The sequence below is a fragment of the Brevundimonas poindexterae genome (assembly GCF_020524625.1).
GTDB classification, from domain to species: Bacteria; Pseudomonadota; Alphaproteobacteria; order Caulobacterales; family Caulobacteraceae; genus Brevundimonas; species Brevundimonas poindexterae_A.
Genome location: NZ_JAIVLL010000003.1, coordinates 160,212 through 181,861 on the forward strand (window position 1 = coordinate 160,212; position 21,650 = coordinate 181,861).

Annotated in this window: 14 protein-coding genes; 10 read left to right on the plus strand and 4 right to left on the minus strand. The window is 68.0% G+C overall.

The window, feature by feature from the left end:
• Window positions 1-80 precede the first annotated feature (80 nt).
• Window positions 81-1,541 carry a sigma-54-dependent transcriptional regulator gene (locus tag LC068_RS11500; protein ID WP_226637358.1) on the minus strand — a complete coding sequence of 487 codons (1,461 nt, stop codon included), beginning with the start codon at window positions 1,539-1,541 and terminating at the stop codon, window positions 81-83.
• Window positions 1,542-1,669: 128 nt separating this feature from the next.
• The gene (locus tag LC068_RS11505; RefSeq protein WP_226637360.1) at window positions 1,670-3,460 is read right to left on the minus strand and encodes a DUF4153 domain-containing protein; all 1,791 of its coding nucleotides are present in this window, start codon (window positions 3,458-3,460) and stop codon (window positions 1,670-1,672) included.
• A 108-nt stretch (window positions 3,461-3,568) separates the two neighbouring features.
• Between LC068_RS11505 and LC068_RS11510 the strand changes: the two genes are divergently transcribed.
• The 5 genes from LC068_RS11510 to gltB all read left to right on the plus strand — a co-directional run bounded on the left by LC068_RS11510 (window position 3,569) and on the right by gltB (window position 13,853).
• Entirely contained in the window at window positions 3,569-5,371 is a 1,803-nt protein-coding gene (locus LC068_RS11510; RefSeq protein ID WP_226637362.1) for a M3 family oligoendopeptidase, read from the plus strand.
• A gap of 329 nt (window positions 5,372-5,700) precedes the next feature.
• Window positions 5,701-6,993 carry an ammonium transporter gene (locus LC068_RS11515; protein WP_226637488.1) on the plus strand — a complete coding sequence of 431 codons (1,293 nt, stop codon included), beginning with the start codon at window positions 5,701-5,703 and terminating at the stop codon, window positions 6,991-6,993.
• Between the two features lie 127 nt (window positions 6,994-7,120).
• The gene (locus tag LC068_RS11520; protein ID WP_226637364.1) at window positions 7,121-7,798 is read left to right on the plus strand and encodes a TorF family putative porin; all 678 of its coding nucleotides are present in this window, start codon (window positions 7,121-7,123) and stop codon (window positions 7,796-7,798) included.
• A 146-nt stretch (window positions 7,799-7,944) separates the two neighbouring features.
• Window positions 7,945-9,378 (plus strand): NAD(P)-dependent oxidoreductase, encoded by a 1,434-nt coding sequence (locus tag LC068_RS11525; RefSeq protein WP_226637365.1) that lies wholly within the window; start codon window positions 7,945-7,947, stop codon window positions 9,376-9,378.
• A complete protein-coding gene (gene gltB, locus LC068_RS11530) occupies window positions 9,375-13,853 on the plus strand; it encodes a glutamate synthase large subunit (protein ID WP_226637368.1) in 4,479 nt (1,492 codons plus the stop codon). Before LC068_RS11525 ends, gltB begins: the two co-directional genes overlap by 4 nt.
• Before the next feature lie 15 nt (window positions 13,854-13,868).
• Here gltB and LC068_RS11535 read toward each other — a convergent pair whose 3' ends face one another.
• A complete protein-coding gene (locus LC068_RS11535) occupies window positions 13,869-14,453 on the minus strand; it encodes a superoxide dismutase family protein (RefSeq protein WP_226637370.1) in 585 nt (194 codons plus the stop codon).
• A 131-nt stretch (window positions 14,454-14,584) separates the two neighbouring features.
• Here LC068_RS11535 and gyrA point away from each other — a divergent pair, with 131 nt between their 5' ends.
• The 5 genes from gyrA to LC068_RS11560 are packed head-to-tail and all read left to right on the plus strand — an operon-like array spanning window position 14,585 to window position 20,501.
• Entirely contained in the window at window positions 14,585-17,365 is a 2,781-nt protein-coding gene (gene gyrA, locus LC068_RS11540) for a DNA gyrase subunit A (protein ID WP_264182382.1), read from the plus strand.
• Window positions 17,366-17,370: 5 nt separating this feature from the next.
• Window positions 17,371-18,174: an aminotransferase class IV gene (locus LC068_RS11545; RefSeq protein WP_226637372.1), complete on the plus strand. Its 804-nt coding sequence runs from the start codon at window positions 17,371-17,373 to the stop codon at window positions 18,172-18,174.
• A 50-nt stretch (window positions 18,175-18,224) separates the two neighbouring features.
• Window positions 18,225-18,713, plus strand: a complete 489-nt coding sequence (gene coaD, locus LC068_RS11550; RefSeq protein ID WP_226637374.1) for a pantetheine-phosphate adenylyltransferase — start codon at window positions 18,225-18,227, stop codon at window positions 18,711-18,713.
• A 19-nt stretch (window positions 18,714-18,732) separates the two neighbouring features.
• Window positions 18,733-19,605 carry a peptidylprolyl isomerase gene (locus LC068_RS11555; protein WP_226637376.1) on the plus strand — a complete coding sequence of 291 codons (873 nt, stop codon included), beginning with the start codon at window positions 18,733-18,735 and terminating at the stop codon, window positions 19,603-19,605.
• The gene (locus tag LC068_RS11560; protein WP_226637378.1) at window positions 19,602-20,501 is read left to right on the plus strand and encodes a peptidylprolyl isomerase; all 900 of its coding nucleotides are present in this window, start codon (window positions 19,602-19,604) and stop codon (window positions 20,499-20,501) included. The genes LC068_RS11555 and LC068_RS11560 overlap by 4 nt, the downstream gene beginning before the upstream one ends.
• On the opposite strand, the gene LC068_RS11565 is transcribed toward LC068_RS11560, so the two are convergent.
• Complete coding sequence (locus LC068_RS11565) at window positions 20,502-21,569, minus strand: Ppx/GppA phosphatase family protein (protein ID WP_226637381.1); 1,068 nt, start codon at window positions 21,567-21,569, stop codon at window positions 20,502-20,504.
• Window positions 21,570-21,650: the final 81 nt, after the last annotated feature.

Genomic DNA, 21,650 nt, shown 5'->3' on the forward strand with positions numbered 1-21,650 from the left:
CGCGTCAGCCGGCTGGAGGGGACACCCCATCTAGGCATGTCGGCGCGGTGGCGCCACTTAACAAACCGCAATGACCGGCCTTACGTTGCCTGGGCACCCTGTTCCAGGTCCACGTCCAGCCCCTGCTCGCGCACCTTGCGGTAGAGGGTCGAGCGGCCGATGCCGAGCCGGCGCGCGATCTCGGACATATGGCCGGCATAGACCTCGATGGCATGCTGGATCAGGTCGCGTTCGATCTCTTCCAGTGTCCGGAGATGCCCCTTGCCATCCAGAATACGCACGGGCGCCTCGGGCATGGGCGGGAGATCTGCGGCAGCCGCAGCGGCGGTCGGCGCGGACGCGGCATCGACCTCGGGCGTCGGCATGGCCACCCCGGAAATCGCCGGGAAGTCATGCGGCTTCAGGAAGGGGCCGTCGGCCAGCACGATGGCGCGATAGACGGCATTCTCCAGCTGCCGGACATTGCCGGGCCAGTCGAAGGCCTTGAGCAGCTCGGCGGTCTCGGGGGCGCAGCCGACGACGCGCTTGCCTTCCTCGACATTGAAGCGGCCGATGAAGTGCTCGACCAGGGCAGCGATGTCCTCGCGGCGTTCGCGCAGGGCCGGGGCCTCGATCGGAAAGACGTTCAGGCGATAGAACAGGTCCTCGCGGAAGGCTCCCGCCGCGACCTGCCGGTCCAGTTCGCGGTTGGTGGCCGAGACGATCCGCACATCGACCTTGACCGGTCGCTTGGAGCCGACCGGGTCGATCTCGCCCTCCTGCAGGGCGCGCAACAGCTTGACCTGCATGTCCAGGGGCAGTTCGCCGATTTCGTCGAGGAACAGGGTGCCGCCGTCGGCCTCCTTGAACTTGCCGAGGTGTTTGTCGTGGGCGCCCGTGAAGCTGCCCTTCTCGTGACCGAACAGTATGGACTCCACCAGATTGGCCGGCAGGGCCCCGCAGTTCACGGCCACGAAGGGTCGTCCGGCCCGGTCGGAGGCGCCGTGGAGGGCGCGGGCGATGACTTCCTTGCCGACCCCGCTCTCGCCGGTGATCAGGACCGGAATGGTCGAACGGGCGGCGCGCACGCCCAGCGCCTTGACCATGCGCATCGGGGGGCTGTCGCCGACCAGATCGTCAAAGGTCGTGCGACCCGCATTGTGCTTCTTGAGGCGTCCGACCTCGGCGGTCAGCTGGGTCATCTGCAGGGCGTTGCGCACGCCCACCAGCAGACGCTCGGCGGACACTGGCTTGACGAAGAAGTCCTGGGCGCCGGCCTGCATGGCCTTGACCACACTCTCGATGCCCGCATTGGCGGTCAGCACGATCACGGGGGTGGTCACGCCCGCCGCGCGCAGTTCCGCCAGGCACTCCAGCCCCGACATGCCGGGCATGACCATGTCCAGAAGGACCACGTCGGCCCCGCCGCCGGTGGTGAGGCAGTCAATCGCCTCGCCGCCGTTCTCGGCCTGGCTGACGGCGAAGCCCTCGCGCTCCAGCACCGCCTGGACCAGGCGGCGTTGGGTCGGATCGTCGTCGACGACCAGAACGGTCTTGGCCATGGGGCACCCCTTGTCATCACCTGTGGCCGATCTCGGGGCAGGCCCCGGACTGGCTCGTTTCGGGACGGGTGTACCCTGGATGCGGTGAAGATCGGGTTGTCCGGCGTGGTGTGCGGGGGGTTAACGGCTCAGTCCAGGGCGATCAGTGGCGGCGCGGGGCCGGTCCGGCAGGCATAGACAAGAAAGTCCTCGGTCTGGGTCCCTGTGTCCAGACTGGGCCAGCGAGGCGCAGTAAACTTCAGCTGGTCGGCCCTCAGCATATCCCGCGGGTCCACCCGCTTGGCACCATCATGGCATCTGTTGGGGTTCCAGCTCCCCACCGCACGGAAGGCCCCTGACTCTTCTTCCACGAAGAGGAAGACACCCAGGCGAGTCGCCATCAGGACCTCATCTGCCCCGTCTCCGTCGAGATCCCTGAGAGTCGCGACGCAGTCCTCAGGCGTGCACTGCCATCGCGGATCGCCACGCGATACGTCCGCGAGAAAGCCCTCGGGCAGACTCGTGTCCTCGGGCCAGGCCCGGACCTCCGGTGCCCTGGTGCTGTTCGCCAGCGTTTCCCAGCGCTCGGTCTTGGCAATCTCCTCCTTGGCACGGCGCGCCACCTCGGCGTCCTTTGACTTAGTCAGACGCTCCAGCGCGGCCTTGCCCGCCTTGCCGCTCTCGACGCGCAGGAAGCGGTAATCAAACTGCTCGGGCGTGACCGCGCCGCGCTCGAGGCGGGCCATCTGGTCCATGACCGACAGGCGGGCGGGGTCCAGCACCGGGCTGAATAGCAACACGATCAGCACCACGGCCAGTGCGCCGGTGCCGATATTGGTTCGCTCCAGCGGCCGCATCCAGTCGCCTCTCCGCAGGCTCGACAGGGCGGCCCAGCCGTAGCCGACGGCATAGGCGGCACCGATGAGAATACAGGCGGCGACGATCACCCGGTCCGGGGTCAGGCCGTACTGGCCGATCCGCAGGGCCAGACCCGAGGTCGCGACCCCGATCAGGGGGATGAGCAGGAACCCTCCGGCAATGGCGGCCCAGCGCAGCACCAGCGGCGGGCGGGTGTCTTCGGTGCCGTCCTGATAGGCGGCGTTGATCAGGACGATCAGGACGGCGGCTGCGGCCAGCATCAGGGCGGTGGCCGACCCCTGCTCCCACAGCCCGGACAGGCCGGTGAAGGGCAGGGCGAACAGGAAGGCGGCCGTCAGCGCCGCGATCACCGGCAACAGCCACGACAGCAGCATCAGGATAACGGCGCGTACACCCCGGATCAGACCGTCGCGCACATCGGCCAGATGCACGGCCAAGGCAAAGGTCAGGCCGGTCAGCGGCAGGTTGAACCATGGCTCGGCCAGCAGGTTGCCGAAGGCCCGGATGCCGATCAGGTAGAACAGGCCCGCCCCAAGGAACAGCAGCAGCCAGAGAGCACCGGTGAAGCCGACCGACAGGGCCAGCTGCACACCGGCCTTCCAGGCGACATCGAAATAGAGCGGGTAGGGGGCAATCCGTTGGCCAGCCTGGTCAGCGGGGACGATCAGGTGGTGGGCGATGAACAGGGCGGCCGCCAGGAAGGGAAAGAGCGGGAGAGACAGGAAGGGCTCTCGCTGATCCATCAACGCCTGTCGCGCCACGTCGTACCAGCCGAGGAAGGCGAGCAGGGCGCAGGCGACCACGCCCCAGATGACCAGCGATCGCAGCTTCAGTCGCCCCAGCCCGCCCAGCAGGATGACGGGCAGATAGAGCGAGACGAGCGCCAGAGGGCCGAAAATCTCGGGCTGCGTCGCCGGCCAGAGAAGGGGCTGGTCATCGATGCTGAGAAAAAGGCCGTAGAGCGCAAAGCCCTGGAACAGACCGATCAGCAGGCGTGGCAGGATCAGGCTGTGATGGCCGGACGCCATGGACGCACGTGTGGTGGTGTCGGCATCGATCATGGTGGTCCTCCCCTGAAGGTATCTGGACACAGTTCGGGGGATGGCGCCAGACACACCCTGGTTCCCGCTGCCTTGCCAGCCCCGGGCCGCGACCCCATACCCAAGGGCATGAACGTACCCTTCAAGACGCCGCCCGCCGACCTGCCCCTCTGGGACCTGTCCGACCTCTACACCGGCAAGGAGGACCCGCGTCTGGCCGCCGATACGGACGCGGCCCGCGCGCTGGTTGACCAGATGAATGGCCTGTCCGGGCAGCTGGTCGCCGCACGCGCAGAGCCGGCCCTGCTGGGCGAGCGACTGGATCGGGCGATCGGTCTCTATGAGCAGGCGGCGGACCGGCTGGGCGCGCTGGGGGCCTATGCCTTCCTCGAGGCCTCCACCCGCCGCGACGACACGGAGGCCCAGGCCTTCGAGGCCGACGTCCGCCAGACCCTGACGGAGGTGTCGACCCCGACCGTCTGGCTGACCCTCGAGATCAACCAGCTGGAGGATGCCGAAATCGAGGCCGCCCTCGGCGCCCATTCCGCCGCCGCGCGCTGGCGCCCCTGGCTGCGTCGCGTGCGCCTGATGAAGCCGCATGAACTGTCGGCCGAACTGGAAACCTTCATCGCCGAACAGATGCCCATCTCGTCACAGTGGCCGCGTCTGTTTGACGAGACCCTGGCCGATCTGCGGATCGAGGCCGGCCGCGACACCCTGACCCTCAGCGAGGCGCTGAACGGCTTGTCGGACCCCAAGGCCGCGCGGCGCAAGGCAGTGGCCGAGGGCCTGACCACAGCCCTGAAGGGCGAAACCCGTACCCTGGCGCTGGTTCTGAACACGGTCGCTGCCGAGAAGGCGCTGGAGGATCGCAAGCGCGGGTTCAAACGTCCGGCGGACAGCCGCCATCTGGCCAATGAGGTCGATGGCGAGGCGGTAGATGCCATGGTCGAGGCGGTCACCGCCGCCTATCCGCGCCTGTCGCACCGCTACTATGCGGCAAAGGCCCGGGCGATGGGTCAAAAGACGCTCCACCACTGGGATCGCAATGCGCCGCTCACGACGAAGGCCCCGCGCGGCTTTGACTGGAGCGAAGGCCGCTCCATCGTGCTGGACAGCTTTTCGGATCTGGGGCCGGAGTTCGCCGAGCGCGCGGACACCTTCTTTGATCGGCGCTGGATCGACGCGCGCCCTCGCGCCGGCAAACAGTCGGGCGCCTATGCCCACCCGGTAACCGCGGATCGCCACCCCTATGTCTTCCTGAACTGGATGGGCGAGCGGCGCGATGTGCTGACGCTGGCGCACGAGCTGGGACACGGCGTGCACCAGACCCTGGCCGCCGAGGCCGGCAGCCTGCTGGCCGACACGCCGCTGACGCTCGCCGAGACGGCCTCCATCTTTGCCGAGGGGCTGACCTTTGACCGCCTGCTGGCCACGGCGCCCGAGAGCGAACGCCAAGGCCTGCTGGCCGGCCGCATCGAAGACGGTCTCAACACCGTCGTGCGCCAGATCGCCTTCCACCGTTTCGAGACCCGGTTCCACGATGCGCGGGCGAAGGGCGAGGTCGGCGCCGGCCGTATCGGCGAAATCTGGCTGGAGGAGATGGGCGCATCGCTGGGGCCCGCCGTCACCTTGAACGACGGCTATGAGCACTGGTGGGCCTATGTCAGCCACTTCGTCCACTCGCCCTTCTACGTCTACGCCTATGCCTTCGGCGATCTGCTGGTCGCGGCCCTGATGGAGACCCGCCGCAAGGATCCGGACGGATTTACGCCCCTTTACCGCGACCTGCTCGCGGCAGGGGGGGCGCGCCCCTACGATGTTGCGCTTCAGCCGTTCGGGCTCAACCCGCGCGATCCGGCGTTCTGGACCATCGGTTTGGGGCGTCTGGAGCGGCTCGTGGAGGCATTCGAGGAGACTCTGGAGCGATAGAGGCGAAGGGCGCGTTGTGTTCCGCAAGCGTAGCCATAAGCAAATGGTGCGACTGCTAATTCGCGGAATGTCAGAATAATAAACCTGATTAGCTGGGCGATGTGCAACAGGATTGCGGCGACGCCCTGTAGCTATTAGGATGAACTGCACGAATTTGTCTCGAAATCGTTAACAAATCCCTTGCCAAGTTCGCAGTTGCGATAAAGCTTTCGCATCTGCGTTCACGCATTCAGGGGGTACTGATGATGACGACCATGATCCGGGGGCTGACGTCGGGCGTCGGCTACAAGCGAACTCTTGGACTGCTGCTGGGGGGACTTGCCTCCCTTATGACCGCCGGAGCGGCCCAGGCGGCTCCGGCTCTGCTGGCGCACCAGGCGCCTCTGGAACTGGACGGATCGGCTTCCGGCTGGATCCTGACCTCGACGGCCCTGGTGCTGTTGATGACCCTGCCGGGGCTCGCGCTGTTCTATGGCGGCATGGTGCGCCGCAAGAATGTGATCGCAACCATCACCCAGTCGGTCGGCGTCGCCGCCGTCGTGACCCTGGCGTGGTTCGCGGCGGGCTACAGCCTGTCCTTCGGGGTCGGGCAGCCGATCGGCGCCTATTCGGGCGACGAGGTCAACAGCGTGATCGGCAGCCTGCAGGCCGCCTTCCTTCGCGGCGTGACCCCGGAAACCGCCCATGCCGTGGCGCCGGCCTTGCCCGAATATCTCTGGATCGCCTTCCAGATGACCTTCGCCATCATCACACCGGCGCTGGTCACCGGGGCCTTTGCCGAGCGGCTGAAATATTCGGGCCTGCTGCTGTTCACCGGACTGTGGACGCTGCTGGTCTATGCGCCGATCTGTCACTGGGTCTGGGGCGGCGGCTTCCTGGGGTCGGCCGGCGTGCTGGACTTCGCCGGCGGCGCGGTGGTGCACGTCAACTCGGGTGTCGCGGGCCTTGTATGCGCGGTCTTCCTAGGCGCGCGCCGGGGCTATGGGGTCAGCCCGATCGTCGCCCACAATCCGGTTCTGACCATGATCGGCGCGTCCCTGCTGCTGGTGGGCTGGATCGGCTTCAATGCCGGATCGGCCTGGGCGGCGGACGCGATCGCCTCGATCGCCCTGCTGAACACCCTGCTGGCCGCGATGGCGGCTTCGCTGACCTGGAAGATCGTCGAGGTGATCGAGAAGCGCAAACCGTCGCTGATCGGGGTCCTGTCCGGCCTCGTTGCCGGTCTGGTGGCCATCACTCCGGCGGCGGGCTTCGTTGACCCCATGGGCGCCGTGATCATCGGCCTGATCGCGGGTCCCGTCTGTTACGCGGCCTCGGTCTGGATCAAGAAGCTGCTGCGCTATGACGACAGCCTCGATGCCTTCGGTATCCACGGGGCCGGGGGCGTGGCCGGGGCCTTGCTGACCGGTGTCTTCGCCAGTTCGGCGGTGAATGCCGCAGGCGCCGATGCCGACGTCATGAAGCAGCTGTGGGGCCTCGGCGTCACTGCGGGCTGGAGCGCGGGTGTGACCTTCCTGATCCTGATCGTCTGCAAGTTCACGACGGGGCTCCGGGTCAGCGAGGCCCAGGAAGACGAGGGCCTCGACGGCCACCTTCACGGAGAGATTCTGGAAGCGTCCTGACGGGCGGTTCCAGCGAGTGCGGCAGCCGGCGTCCTCCCACGCCGGCTGCCGGAGGCCCGATCGGACCAGTTCCCGAGCGGTTGATGGCGTTTGCGTGCTTCCAACTCATTCAAAAGGGGATATCCGAATGAAGACCTTGATCGCCTGTGCTTCGGCCCTGGCCCTGTTTGCCACGGCCCAGGCCGCCCGGGCCCAGTCCGCTCCCGAGGTCAGCTATGACCTTGCCGTGGTGACCGACTATGTGTTTCGCGGCATCAGCCAGACCGATGACAGCGCGGCCGTCCAGGGCGGCATCTCGATGGCCTCCGGAGGCTTCTATGCCGGGGCCTGGGCCTCGACCGTGGACTTCGGTGACGACACCGATGCCGAGGTCGACTTCTATGGCGGCTACACCACCCAGATCGCCGGCTTCGACGTCGATGTCGGTGCAGTGGTCTATCTGTATGTGGGCAAGCCGGCGGGCGCCGACTATGACTTCATCGAGCTGAAGGCCGCCGCTTCCCGCTCCATCGGGCCGGTCAGCCTGGGGGTGGCGACCTTCTATTCGCCCAACTTCTTCGGCGTGGACGACGAGGCGTTCTACTACGAGGCCAACTCGGCCTATGCCTTCAGTCCGTCGCTGACGGCGTCGGGGGCCGTGGGGCACCAGAGCCTGGACGTCAGCGATGACTACACGACCTGGAATGCCGGCCTGACCTACGCCCTCACAAGCCTGGTCTCGATCGATGTGCGGTATCACGACACCGATACGGCGGGTCCGCTGTCCGAGGAGAGAGTTGTCGGCATGCTCTCGCTCGCCTTCTGACGGGACGGGCTATGGCGGAATAATTCTCCGCGAAAGTGACGAATACCGGCAGGAACGCCTGTCATCAAAAGATTGTCAGGCGGCCGCGCGGGAAAAATTCCCCGCGCGGCCTTGCCGTGAGCGCCCCGGCACCGGATGGTAGGCCCATGCTGCATCGCAACCAGAAATTCCCGGACGTCGTCCGGCGTACACCGCCGAAGGTGTCGCCGGCTGAGCGCATCCAGTCCTTTCAGGAGATCTACGCCGACTTCGCAAATGCGACAGGCGTGGATCAGTCGAGCCGTTGTGCCCAGTGCGGCGTGCCCTTCTGTCAGAGCGGCTGTCCGCTGGAGAATGCCATCCCCGACTGGCTGAGGCTGGCGGCCGAGGGGCGGCTGGAAGAGGCCTGGCGCGCCTCGGAGGCAACCAGCGCCCTGCCGGAGATCTGTGGCCGCATCTGTCCGCAGGACCGGTTGTGCGAGGGGGCCTGCACGCTGGAGCGCGCGGGCTGGGAGACCGTCACCATCGGCTCGGTCGAGCGCTGGCTGGGCGATATGGCGTTCGAGCAGGGCTGGATTTCCGAAATCACACCCGTGCGCGAGCGCGCGGAGTCCATCGGCATTGTCGGATCGGGGCCAGCGGGTCTGGCTGCCGCCGACCGGCTGCGCGGGCTGGGCTATGCCGTCACCCTTTACGAGCGGCAGGATCGCGCCGGCGGGCTGCTGATGTACGGCATCCCGGGCTTCAAGCTGGAGAAGCCGGTGGTCCAGCGGCGGATCGACCGGCTGGTGGCCTCCGGTGTCAGGATCGAACTGGGGGTCGAGATTGGGCGCGATGTCTCGTTTGACGACCTGCGCAGCCGGCATCAGGCGGTGCTGCTGGCGACCGGGGTCTATGCTGCGCGTCGCCTGACCCTGCCGGGTTGCGGAGCGGAAGGTGTGGTGCCGGCCCTCGACTATCTGACCGCGTCCAATCGCAAGGGGATGGGGGATAGCGTTCCGGAATTCGAGGGCGGGGCGCTGGATGCGCGCGGCCGCCGGGTGGTGGTGATCGGCGGGGGCGACACGGCCATGGACTGTGTGCGGACCGCCGTGCGTCAGGGCGCGGCGTCGGTGACCTGCCTCTATCGCCGGGACCGGGCCAATATGCCGGGCAGCGCCCGCGAGGTGGCCAATGCCGAGGAGGAGGGCGTCGTCTTCGACTGGCTGGCCTCTCCACGGGCCGTGCGGGACGCGGCCGGCCGGGTCTGCTCTGTGCGGGCCATGCGGACAGCCCTGTCCGAACCGGGACCGGACGGGCGGCGCTCTATCCGCGAACTGGCCGACAGTGCCTATGACTGCGAGACCGACATGGTCATCGAGGCGCTGGGCTTCGAGCCCGAGGATTTGCGCGGTCAGTTCCGCGCGTCCGATCTGGCGGTGCGCGATGACGGCACGGTCTGGTCGGCCGCGGGGACGCGCGCCACCACGCTGGAGGGCGTCTTCGCCGCCGGTGACATCTCGCGGGGGGCCTCGCTGGTCGTCTGGGCGGTGCGCGAGGGGCAGGACGCCGCCGCCGAAATCCACGGCTGGCTGTCGGCCCGCCAGCAGGTGGCAGCATGAGCGTCGATCCCCGCAAATGGCTGACGGATCGGCAGACTCTGATCGAGGCCGGGGCCTATGATCCCGAAAGCGAACGCGACGCGTGCGGGGTCGGGCTGGTGGCGGCCATGGACGGCCAGCCGCGCCGCGATGTCGTCGATCTGGCGATCGCCGCGCTGAAAGCCGTCTGGCATCGGGGCGCGGTCGATGCCGATGGTCGGTCCGGCGACGGGGCAGGCCTGCTGATCGGCCTGCCGCGCGACTTCTTCCTGCGCCAGGTGCGCGAGCAGGGGCGCGAGCCGCGGTCCGGCCCACTGGCGGTCGGCATGGTCTTCCTGCCGCGCCACGATCTGGGCGCGCAGGAGCAGGCGCGGGTGGTGATCGAGCGCGAGTTGCAGGCCGCGGGCTTCTATCTGTACGGCTGGCGCCAGGTGCCGCACCGGCCCGGCATCCTGGGCGAGCGGGCAGCGGCGACCCGGCCGGAGATCGAACAGATCATGCTGGCGGCCCCGGAGGGTCTGGCAGGCGAGGATCTGGAGCGCGCCCTCTACCTCTTGCGGCGCCGGATCGAGGCCCGGGCCCGGGCACGCGGCATCGACGTCTATATCTGTTCCCTGTCGGCGCAGGTGGTCATCTACAAGGGGATGATGCTGGCCCAGGCGCTGGCGGAATTCTATCCGGACCTGACCGATCCGGACGTCATCGCGTCGGTGGCCGTGTTCCACCAGCGCTATTCGACCAATACCTTCCCCGAATGGCGCCTCGCCCAGCCATTCCGGATGCTGGCCCACAACGGCGAGATCAACACCCTGCGCGGCAACGCCAACTGGATGCGCAGCCACGAGATCCGCATGACGGCCACCGCGTTCGGCGCGGACGACGACATCGTCAAGCCGGTCATCCAGCACCGCGGCTCGGACTCCGCGGCGCTGGACAATGTGTTCGAGGTTCTGGTCCGGGCCGGGCGGTCGGCGCCGATGGCCAAGGCGCTGCTGATCCCCGAGGCCTCCATTCCCGGCACGCTCAGCCCGGCCCATCAGGCCTTCTATGCCTATTGCAACGCCGTGATGGAGCCGTGGGATGGGCCGACAGCCCTGTGTGCGACCGACGGCCGATGGGTGGTGGCCGGCAAGGACCGGAACGGCCTGCGCCCCCTGCGGGTGACCGAGACCACGGATGGCCTGCTGATCTGTGGCTCCGAGGTCGGGATGACGGGCATCGCCCCCGAGCGTATCGCCCGCAATCTGCACATCGGGCCGGGTCGCATGATCGCCCTCGATCTGGACGAAGGCCGCCTCTACGACGAGACCGCCATCCTCGACCGCCTCGCCGCCGAGCACCCCTATGACCGGTGGCTGGCCAACATCGTCGATCTGGAGCCCAGGGTCGGCCCGGGGCCCGAGCCGAGGCGGCTGGAGGGCGAAGCCCTGACACGGATGCAGGCTGCGGTGGGCTGGACCCGCGAGGACATCGAGACCCTGCTCGATCCCATGGTCGTCGACGGCAAGGAAGCGGTCGGGTCGATGGGGGACGATGCCGTCCCTCGCGTCCTGTCCGGCCTCGACCGGCCCTTCAGCCACTATTTCCGGCAGGCCTTTGCCCAGGTCACCAACCCGCCGATCGACTCCCTGCGCGAGGGCGCGGCCATGTCGCTACGCACACGGTTCAAGAACCTCGGCAATATCCTCGCCCAGGAAGAGGGCCAGACCCGGGTCCATGTGCTGGACAGCCCTGTCCTGACCACCGGCATGTTCGACCGCATGCTGGATGTGGTGGGCGAGGGCGCGGTGGCCCGGCTGGACACCAGCTTCGACGGAGCGACCGTCGGTGGGCCCGCTGGCACGGCCCTGCGCGATGCCATTGAGCGTCTGCGCTCCGAAGCGGTAGCGCAGGTCCGGGCCGGTTCCGGAATTCTGGTCCTGACCGACGAAGACATGGGGCCGGGCCGACCGGTCATCCCCATGATCATGGCCACCGCCGCCGTGCACACCCGCCTTGTGGAAGAGGGCCTCCGCTCCTTCGTTTCGATCGTGGTGCGCACCGCCGAGGCGCTGGATGCGCATGCCTTTGCCGTCTTGGTCGGGTCGGGTGCGACCGCCGTCAACGCCTGGCTGGCGCAGGAAACCTTCCTGCAGCGGCAGGACGAGGGACGCTACGGGCAGGGCTCTCTCCGGCAGGCCTGCCTGAACTACAAGGCGGCGATCGAGGCGGGCCTGCTCAAGATTCTCGCCAAGAAGGGCATATCCGTCATCTCGGCCTATCGCGGGGCGTTCGAGTTCGAAGCCCTTGGCCTGTCCCGGGCGCTGGTCGCGGACATCTTCCCCGGCATGACGTCGCGGGTCTCGGGGATCGGCCTGCCGGGACTGGAGGCGCGGGCCCTTCGCCTGATCGAGGCCGGCTTTGGCCATGATCGCCCGGACCTGCGGCTAGGCGGGTCGCACCGCATTCGCGCGGGTGAGGAACACCACGGCTGGGACGCCGAGGCCATCCACCGCCTGCAGGACGCGACTACGCGCAACGACTACGGGCGCTACAGGGCCTACAGCCGCCGGGTCCGCGAACAGCCGGCCGGGGCCCTGCGCGACCTGCTGGATTTCCGCGACGCCCGGGCGATCCCGCTCGAGTCGGTCGAGAGCGTGAATGAGATCCGCAAGCGCTTCGTCACGCCCGGCATGTCGCTGGGGGCCCTGAGCCCCGAAGCGCATGAGACGCTCAACATCGCCATGAACCGGATCGGGGCCCGCTCGGTCTCGGGCGAGGGCGGCGAGGATCCCGAGCGCTACAGCACCCGCCCGAACGGCGACAATCCGAACAGCGCGGTCAAGCAGATCGCCTCCGGCCGGTTCGGGGTGACGGCCGAATATCTGACCCGCTGTCGCGAGATCGAGATCAAGGTCGCCCAGGGGGCCAAGCCGGGCGAGGGCGGCCAGCTGCCGGGCTTCAAGGTCACCGAGTTCATCGCCCGCATGCGTCACGCGACGCCCGGCGTGGGCCTGATCAGTCCGCCGCCCCACCATGACATCTATTCGATCGAGGATCTGGCCCAGCTGATCTACGACCTGAAGCAGATCAATCCGGAGGCGCGGGTCACGGTCAAACTGGTCGCCCAGTCCGGCATCGGCGCGGTCGCGGCGGGGGTGGCCAAGGCCAAGGCCGACACCGTCCTGGTGTCAGGGCACAACGGCGGGACGGGGGCCGCTGCCATCAGCTCGATCAAACAGGTCGGCATGCCGTGGGAAATGGGCCTGAGCGAAGCCCATCAGGTGCTGAGCATGAACGGCCTGCGGGGGCGCGTGCGCCTGCGGACGGACGGCGGCATCCGCACGGGGCGGGATGTCGTCATCGCTGCCATGCTGGGCGCCGAGGAGTTCGGCATCGGCACAGCCAGTCTGGTCGCCGTCGGATGCCTGATGGTGCGCCAGTGCCATTCCAACACCTGTCCGGTCGGGGTGTGCGTGCAGGACGAGCGGCTACGAGCCCTTTTCACCGGCACGCCCGACAAGGTCATCAACCTGTTCACCTTCATCGCCGAGGAGACGCGGGAAGTCCTGGCCTCGCTGGGACTGGCGCGGCTCGATGATGCGGTCGGGCGTACCGATCTGCTCTATCAGGTCTCCCGCGGGGGCGACGATCTGGACGATCTGGACCTCAATCCGCTTCTGGTGCGGGTGGGCGACGCGGACCTGCGGGACGGCTCGGTCCTGCCGCGCAATCCGGTCCCCGACAGTCTGGATGCGCAGATTCTGGTGGACGCCGAACCCTGTCTGCAGCGGCGCGAGAAGATGCAGCTCAGCTATGCGGTTCGGAACACACAGCGGGCCATCGGCACCCGCACGTCATCCGAGATCGTGCGTCGCCACGGGCAGGACCTGCCGGATGGTCACCTGACGCTCAAGCTGAAGGGCGCCGCGGGTCAGTCGCTGGCGGCCTGGGGCATGAAGGGCCTGCGGATCGAGCTGGACGGCGAGGCCAATGACTACGTCGGCAAGGGCCTGTCGGGCGCGCATCTGGTGATCCGGCCGGTCCGCTGGCAAGCGGGTCAGGCACTGATCGGCAACACCTGCCTGTACGGGGCCACCTCGGGGCGTTTGTTTGCGGCGGGGATGGCGGGGGAGCGGTTCGCTGTCCGCAACTCCGGCGCCGTGGCGGTGGTCGAGGGCTGCGGGGCGCACGGCGGGGAATATATGACCGGCGGCGTTCTGGTGGTCCTGGGGCCGACGGGCTGGAATTTCGGTGCCGGGATGTCGGGAGGCGAGGCTTTTGTCTGGGACGAGAGCGGCCGGGCAACAGAGACCCTGAATGCCGAGTCGGTCATGGCGGGACCGGTGGTCGGCGCGGCGGCGGAGAGGCTCAGGGGCCTGATCGCGGACCATGCCGCCGAGACCGGTTCGCCGCTGGCCTCGCGTCTCCTCGAAAACTGGGACGCGTCGCGGGGCGCCTTCCTGCATATCCTGTCGAGGGAGGCGGAACAGGTGGCCCAGGCCCGCCGGGCCTGAGCCACCAGGTGTGTCCTAGCCGGCGGCCATGATCCCGCAGGCGACGCGGGCGCCGGCACCGCCGATCGGCTGGGCCATATGATCGTCCGCATTCTCGTGGATCACGAGCGCCGAGCCGTCGGCGTCCCACAGCCACTGGCCGGGACCTTCCGGCGCGATGCGGGCGCGGGTGGTGAAGATTTCGGCGCGCACGCGGCCCTGGGCGTCGGCATAGATGTTGGGCAGGTCGCCGTCGTCCGGGCCTTCGGCGTTCAGAAGGCCGTGGGGACGCTTGTCATCCTCATGATTGATGTGGCTGCCGGCCGAGGTGAAGGGGGCGGAGCATTCCCCGACCGCATGGATGTGAATGCCGTGCCAGCCCGGGGTCAGACCGTCGGCCTCGACGCGGATCAGCAGGCCTGAGGGGCCTTGAGTAAGGGTCGCGCGGCCGATGCGCTGGCCCGATCCGTTGATCAGGGTAGCCTCGCCGAAGTCACCGATGCGGGCCACCGACTGATCGTCGCGGCCATAGTGGTTTTCGGTGATCGCCACGCAGCCCGACATCAGCGCTCCCACGCCGGCGGTGGCAGCCAGTAGCAGGGGCAAACGGTTCAGGGTCATGGTCTCTCTCCTCAGGGCGATTCAGGGCCGGGGATATGTCCGGGGCAAACTTTGCCAGTGCCGGACGCCGATGCTAGTAATCCCCAAGCCCGGAAGTTGTTCTGATTCCGGCCAGATGAAGCCGAAATTCCTTGACCGACGACACAACCGATCACGCCGACCCGTCCGCAATTCCCGGTGGGGCAGGCGGCGAGCACATCGACAACATCACCATCGAGGACGAGCTTCGCCGTTCCTACCTCGACTATGCGATGAGCGTCATCGTCAGCCGTGCGCTGCCGGACGTGCGCGACGGCCTGAAGCCCGTCCATCGCCGCATCATCTACGCGATGCACGAGGAAGGCCGCACGTCTGACCGCAAGTATGTGAAATCGGCCAACATCGTCGGTGACGTGATGGGTCGCTATCACCCGCATGGCGACGGCGCGATCTATGATGCCATGGTGCGGATGGCGCAGCCGTTCTCGATGCGGCTGATGCTGGTGGACGGTCAGGGCAACTTCGGCTCGGTGGACGGCGATCCGCCGGCGGCCATGCGCTACACCGAAAGCCGCATGACCAAGGCCGCCGAGGCCCTGATCGAGGATATCGAGAAGGGGACCGTCGACTTCCAGGACAACTATGACGGCGCCCGCCAGGAACCCGTCGTCCTGCCCAGCCGCATCCCGAACCTGCTGGTCAATGGCGCAGGCGGCATTGCCGTCGGCATGGCGACCAACATCCCGCCCCACAATCTGGGCGAGGTGATCGACGCCTGCGTGGCGCTGGTGGACGATCCCGAGGTCTCGGACGACGCCCTGCTGGATATCGTGCCCGGGCCCGACTTTCCGACCGGTGGCGAGATCATGGGGCGAACCGCGCCCCGCAATGCCCTGCGCGAAGGCCGGGGCTCGGTCATCGTGCGCGGCAAGGCGGTCATCGAGACGATCCGCAAGGATCGCGAGGCCATTGTGGTCACCGAGCTGCCCTTCCAGGTCAACAAGCAGACCTTGATCCAGCGCATCGCCGAAATGGTCCGCGAAAAGCGGATCGAGGGCATTTCCGACGTCCGCGACGAGTCGGATCGTCACGGCATGCGGATCGTCATCGAGCTGAAGCGGGATGCGTCGGGCGACGTCATCCTTAACCAGCTGTGGCGCTTCTCGGCCCTGCAGAGCTCGTTCGGCGTCAACATGCTGGCCCTGAACCACGGCCGCCCCGAGCAGATGGGCCTGCGGCGCATGCTGGAGGCCTTCCTCGAGTTCCGCGAGGAGGTGGTGGTCCGGCGGATCAAGTTCGAACTGGCCAAGGCGCGCGACCGCGGCCACGTGCTGGTCGGTCTGGCCGTCGCGGTCGCCAACATCGACGAGGTGATCCACATCATCCGGTCCTCGGCCGACCCCAGCGAGGCGCGCGAGCGTCTGGTGGGGCGTGTCTGGCCGGTGGGCGACATGATGCCGCTCGTCGAGTTGATTGCTGACCCCCGCACCGTGCTGGTGGAGGGCAATTCGATCCGGCTGACGGACGAACAGGCGCGCGCCATTCTCGCCCTGACCCTGTCCCGCCTGACCGGTCTGGGCCGCGACGACATCTTCGGCGAGGCGCGCAGCCTGGCCGATACGATTCAGGGCCACCTGACCCTGCTCAGCGACCGGGCCAACATCCTGGCCGTGATCCGCGAGGATCTGCTGCTCATCAAGGATCAGTTCGCGACCCCGCGCCTGACGGTGATCGGTGAGGGCGATGCCGAGATGGAGGACGAGGACCTGATCCCGCGCGAGGACATGGTCGTCACCGTCACCCACGGCGGCTATGTGAAGCGCGTGGCGCTGAACGCCTACCGGACCCAGCATCGCGGCGGCAAGGGCCGGTCGGGCGTGGCCATGAAGGACGATGACGCCGTAGTCGGCGTCTTCTCCGCCTCCACCCACACGCCGGTGCTGTTCTTTGCCTCGAACGGCAAGGCCTACAAGCTCAAGACCTGGCGTCTGCCGCTGGGCGGACCGACCTCGCGCGGCAAGGCCTTCGTCAACCTGCTTCCGATCGAGCCGGGCGACAGCATCATGAACGTGCTGCCCCTGCCGGAGGACGAGCGTGAGTGGGAGAACTACGACATCATGTTCGCCACCCGCTCGGGCGACGTGCGTCGGAACAAGCTGTCGGACTTCGCCACCGTCAACCGCGCCGGCAAGATCGCCATGGAGCTGGAAGAGGGCGACCACATGGTCGGCGTCGCCCTGTGCAAGGCCGACGACGACATCATGCTGACGACCGCCATGGGCCGCGCGATCCGCTTCAAGGCGGACGATGTGCGCGTCTTCAAGGGCCGCAAGTCGACCGGGGTGCGGGGTGTGCGCCTGCAGCCGACGGATATCGTGATCTCGATGGCCGTTCTGGGCCGGGTGGATGCGACACCGGAAGAACGCGCCGCCTACGTCAAACATGCCAATGCCATGCGACGGGCCGCGGGTGAGGGCGAGGACGACACGCCGGTCGATGCGGACGAGGAAGCCGTCGCCGAAGCTCCGATCTCGCCCGAGCGGATCGCCGAGCTGGGCGCCGCCGAGCAGTTCATCCTGACCATCACCGAGACCGGCTTCGGCAAGCGCTCGTCCGCCTATGAGTACCGGCGGACCGGCCGGGGCGGGCAGGGGCTGACGGCCCACGGTCTGGGGGGCCGCGCGGGCGACCGTCTGGCCGCCTCCTTCCCGGTCGAGGACACGGACGAGCTGCTGATGGTGACCTCGGGCGGGCAGATGATCCGCACACCGGTCAGCCAGATCCGCGTGGTCGGACGGTCCAGCCAGGGCGTCACGGTGTTCCGTACCGCCGACGGCGAAAAGGTTGTCTCGGTCGAACGTCTGGCCGAGACCTCCGAGGGTGAAGATCCGGCCGACGGCATTCCTCCGGCGGACGAGTCCAGCGAAGGCTGACGGCTGTGGCGGCCGCCGACCTCTGGATCGACGGCGCTCCGGCAACGGCCGAGGGGCTGGCGCGCCAGGCGCTGGTCAACTACGGCGCCTACACATCGTTTGCGGTCGACAACGGGGCGGTGCGGGGGCTTGACCGCCACATGGCCCGGCTGGTCCGCTCGGCGGAGGCGTTGTTCGGGGAAGCCGTGCCGGAAGGCGAAATCCGGCGCCAGCTGCGGCTGGCTCTCGGCGACCGGCCACGCGGCTTTGCGCGCATCAGCCTGTTCTCGCCCGATATCAGCCCGCGCACGCCCGACGTCGAGGGACGGCCCAGTGTGATGGTCGGTGTCTTTCCGCCTGTCGCGCCTCTGTCGGGACAGCCGCTGCGACTTCAGGTGCAGGCCTATGCCCGGGAAGCCGCCGATCTGAAGCATGTGGCGACCTTTGGCCTGATCCGGGCGCGGCGGCTGGCCCGCAGGGACGGATTCGACGATGCCCTGCTCGCGGACGCGGACGGCCGCGTATCGGAAGGCACCTTGTGGAACATCGGCTTTCTGCAAGGCGATACGGTCGTATGGCCGGACGCGCCCATGCTGGCCGGCGTGTCGCAGGCGTTGATCCGGGATCATCTGTCGGAGGTTGGGGTGGGGCAGACGACCCGGGTCATCCGGGTCGAGGACCTGCCCCGCTTTGACGGCGCCTTCATCACCAACAGCGCCACCCCGGCCTGTGCCGTGGGCGCCATCGACGGGCACGCCTATGGCGATGCCGGTGACCGGGTTGCGCGGGTGGCGGCGGCCTGGGCGCTGGCTGCGCCGCAGCCGGTCTAGGAGCCGCGCGCGACCGATGCTAAGCCACTGAGACTGAGGGAGGCCGAGACATGCGCATCGGGCTGTATCCGGGAACCTTCGATCCCGTCACCAATGGCCATATGGACATCATCGGTCGCGCCGTGAAGCTGGTCGACCGGCTGGTCATCGGCGTGGCGCAGAATGACGAGAAGGGGCCACTGTTCACCACGGCCGAGCGGGTCGAGATGCTGAAGGCCGAGGTCCTGACCTTTCAGGCCGACATCGTCGTCCAGCCGTTCGATACCCTGCTGATGCATTTCGCCGAATCGCTGGACGCCAGCGTCATCATCCGGGGTTTGCGCGCCGTGGCCGACTTTGAGTACGAGTTCCAGATGACGGCCATGAACCAGCGTCTGAACAGCGAGATCGAGACGGTGTTCCTCATGGCCGACCCGCGGCATCAGGCGATCGCCTCGCGGCTGGTGAAGGAAATAGCACGGCTGGACGGCAAGATCGAAAGCTTCGTCAGCCCTGCCATCGCGGCGCGCGTCCGGGAGCGGGTCAAGGCCGCACGATAATCAAGGTATGTCCATGCAGATGAAGTTCTCCTCCGCCCTTGTCCTTTCGGCCCTGTTGCTGGGAGCCGGCCTGTCGGCAGCGCCCGCACCGGCTCTGGCCCAGGCGGCATCCAGCTGGCGCACGGTGCCGGCGGACCGGCTGCTGGTGATCGACACCAGCAAGGGACGGGTGCTGGTCGAACTGCTGCCCGACGTGGCGCCGGCTCATGTACAGCGGGTCACCACCCTCGCCAGCGAGGGCTTCTACGACGGGCACGTCTTTCACCGGGTGATCGAGGACTTCATGGCCCAGACCGGGGACCCGACCGGAACGGGCAGCGGCGGCAGTGCGCTGCCGGATGTCGAGGCCGAGCTCAGCTTCCGCCGGGGTCGCGACAGCAGCTTCCTTCTGGTCGAGAACAGCGGGCCCGGCATGCGGGGCCTGATCCACGGCCTGCCCGTAGTCACCCAGCCGGACAGCCAGATGATGGTCACGGCCGACTTCAAGGTGGGCGCCCAGACGCTGTTCTGCCCCGGCGTGGTGGGCATGGCCCGCGCTGGCAACCTGAACAGCGCCAACAGCCAGTTCTTCCTGATGTCGGGCCGCGAGGACAATCTGAACGCCATGTACACGGCCTTTGGTCGCGTGGTCGGCGGCATGGATGTCGTCCGCGCGATCAAGACGGGGCCGGAGGCCGAGGACGGCCGGGTCGGCGAGAATCCCGACTCCATGGTGCGGGTCAGGCTGGCCTCGGCGATACCCGAGGGCGAGCGACCGGTGGTGGAGGTGCTGCGCGACACCAGCCCCGAGGCGGCGCAGGTCGTGGCCGAGGCACGGGCGGCGAAGGGCGCCGACTTCAATATCTGCGATGTGCAGTTGCCGTCGCGGGTGACGGGGGGAGTGACCCAATGACGGCGGGCAAGATGAGTGCGCTTGTGGCGGCCATGGTTCTGGCCGGAGCCCTTCCGGCCCAGGCGCAGGAGCCCGCGCCGGCCCCTGCCGCCACGACACTCGCACCTGCGCCCTCGACTGACTGGCGGCTGGTCGCGCCCGAGAACCTTCTGATCATCGATACCAGCAAGGGCCGCATTCTGGTGGAGCTGGCGCCGGAGGTGGCGCCTCTGCACGTCGAACGTATCCGCCTGCTGTCGGGTCTGGGCTTCTACGACGGCCTGCCCTGGCACCGGGTGATCGACTGGTTCATGGCCCAGACGGGCGATCCGCTGGGGACCGGCGATGGCCAGAGCCCCTATCCCGACCTGCCCGGCGAATTCACCTTCCGCCGCGGCCCCGACATGGATTTCACACCGGTCGCGGCGCCGATGGGGGCCCTGCTGGGCTTTGTCGGATCTTTGCCGGTCCAGACCCAGCCGGCCGAGCTGATGCCGCTGACCAGCGACGGCAAGGTTCATGGCTGGGGCGTCTACTGCCCCGGCGTGGCGGGTATGGCGCGCGACGAGGATCCGGACACGGCCAACAGCCAGTTCTTCCTGATGCGGCAGGCCTATCCCTCGCTCGACAAGCGCTACACGGTCTGGGGACGCGTGATTTCGGGTCTGGACGTTGTGCGGACCCTGAAGACCGGCGACGAACCCAGTGGCATCGTGCCCGGCGAGCCGGACCGCATGCTGCGGGTGCGCGTGGCCTCGGACCTGCCGGTCGAGACCCGGCCGACGGTGCGCGTTCTGAATGCCGGTTCGCCCGTGTTTGCGACCACGCTCGAGACCGTGCGGCTGCAGAGGGGGGCAGATTTTTCGATCTGTGACCTCGACTTGCCGGTGCAGGTCGTCGACCCGACCATCGGCTGATCAGTCGCGCGGCCGGCGGCGGCCTCGTCTGCGGCGACGGCGGCTCGAGCGCATACGCTCCAGCAGCAGACCCTCGCGCAGACCCCGGTCGGCGACCCGTACACGGGCGCAGGGCCAGGACCGCTGGACGGCTTCGAGGATGGCCGCCCCCGCCATGACCAGATCCGCGCGATCCGGACCGATACAGGCGTTCTTCGCCCGTCCGTCGGGGCCGAGGTCGAGAAGCAGGCGGGCCGCATCCTCGCAGTCGGTGCGGGACATCCAGAGGCCGTCGACCCGGTCACGCTGGTAGCGCGGCAGCTTCAGGTGGATACCGGCCAGACTGGTGATGGCGCCGGAGGTGCCGACCAGATGGGCATGGCCTTCGTCGAACAGCGCCTTGACCTCGCCATTGACCGGGGCGGACTGGATGGCGGTCGCCATGGCGCCGATCATGGCCTCGTACCATGAGGCGGGGTCATCCAGGGATTCCGGGTGTCCTTCCGCCAGCGTCACGACCCCGACGGGCGCCGACATCCAGCCGACGGTCTCGAAGCCGCGGTCCTTGCGCACCAGCCAGGACAGCTCTGTCGATCCACCGCCCACATCCACCACCAGCACCGCCCGGGCGCGCTGATCCAGAAGGTTGCGGCAGCCCTCCACCGACAGGCGGGCCTCCTCGTCCGGAGTGATGATGCGCAGCTTCAGACCCGTGCCGCGCCGGACCCGCTCGATGAATTCCTCGCCGTTTTCGGCCGCCCGGCAGGCCTGGGTGGCGACGGCGGCGATCCGTTCGGAGGGGAGGTTCTTCTTGGCGACCCGCTCGGCGCAGATGGCGAGCGCATCATAGGCCCGGTCCATCGCATCGTCGGTCAATCGGCCGGTGCGGCTGACTCCCTCGCCGAGACGCACGATCCGGCTGAACGAATCGACGACCCGAAAGCCGTCGCGCGCAGGTCGCGCGATCAGCAGGCGACAATTGTTGGTCCCCAGATCCAGGGCGCCGTACAGCAACGACCCGGATGGCGCCTCGCCAAGGCTGGGGGACCGGGCGTCGCGCCCCGCAGGCGCGCCGTCGATCTCCGGCATGGCCGAACTTTCTGTTTGGGAGCCCGTCTGGCCCCCGTCGCGCACAGACTAGTCCGATGAGATCGTCCGCGCCAAGCCAGT

What these genes read in the sequence shown, in the direction of transcription:
- LC068_RS11500 (WP_226637358.1), bottom strand. Translation starts at nt 1,541, where the DNA reads ATGGCCAAGACCGTTCTGGTCGTCGACGACGATCCGACCCAACGCCGC.
- LC068_RS11505 (WP_226637360.1), bottom strand. Translation starts at nt 3,460, where the DNA reads ATGATCGATGCCGACACCACCACACGTGCGTCCATGGCGTCCGGCCAT.
- LC068_RS11510 (WP_226637362.1), top strand. Translation starts at nt 3,569, where the DNA reads ATGAACGTACCCTTCAAGACGCCGCCCGCCGACCTGCCCCTCTGGGAC.
- LC068_RS11515 (WP_226637488.1), top strand. Translation starts at nt 5,701, where the DNA reads ATGACCGCCGGAGCGGCCCAGGCGGCTCCGGCTCTGCTGGCGCACCAG.
- LC068_RS11520 (WP_226637364.1), top strand. Translation starts at nt 7,121, where the DNA reads ATGAAGACCTTGATCGCCTGTGCTTCGGCCCTGGCCCTGTTTGCCACG.
- LC068_RS11525 (WP_226637365.1), top strand. Translation starts at nt 7,945, where the DNA reads ATGCTGCATCGCAACCAGAAATTCCCGGACGTCGTCCGGCGTACACCG.
- gltB (WP_226637368.1), top strand. Translation starts at nt 9,375, where the DNA reads ATGAGCGTCGATCCCCGCAAATGGCTGACGGATCGGCAGACTCTGATC.
- LC068_RS11535 (WP_226637370.1), bottom strand. Translation starts at nt 14,453, where the DNA reads ATGACCCTGAACCGTTTGCCCCTGCTACTGGCTGCCACCGCCGGCGTG.
- coaD (WP_226637374.1), top strand. Translation starts at nt 18,225, where the DNA reads ATGCGCATCGGGCTGTATCCGGGAACCTTCGATCCCGTCACCAATGGC.
- LC068_RS11555 (WP_226637376.1), top strand. Translation starts at nt 18,733, where the DNA reads ATGAAGTTCTCCTCCGCCCTTGTCCTTTCGGCCCTGTTGCTGGGAGCC.
- LC068_RS11560 (WP_226637378.1), top strand. Translation starts at nt 19,602, where the DNA reads ATGACGGCGGGCAAGATGAGTGCGCTTGTGGCGGCCATGGTTCTGGCC.
- LC068_RS11565 (WP_226637381.1), bottom strand. Translation starts at nt 21,569, where the DNA reads ATGCCGGAGATCGACGGCGCGCCTGCGGGGCGCGACGCCCGGTCCCCC.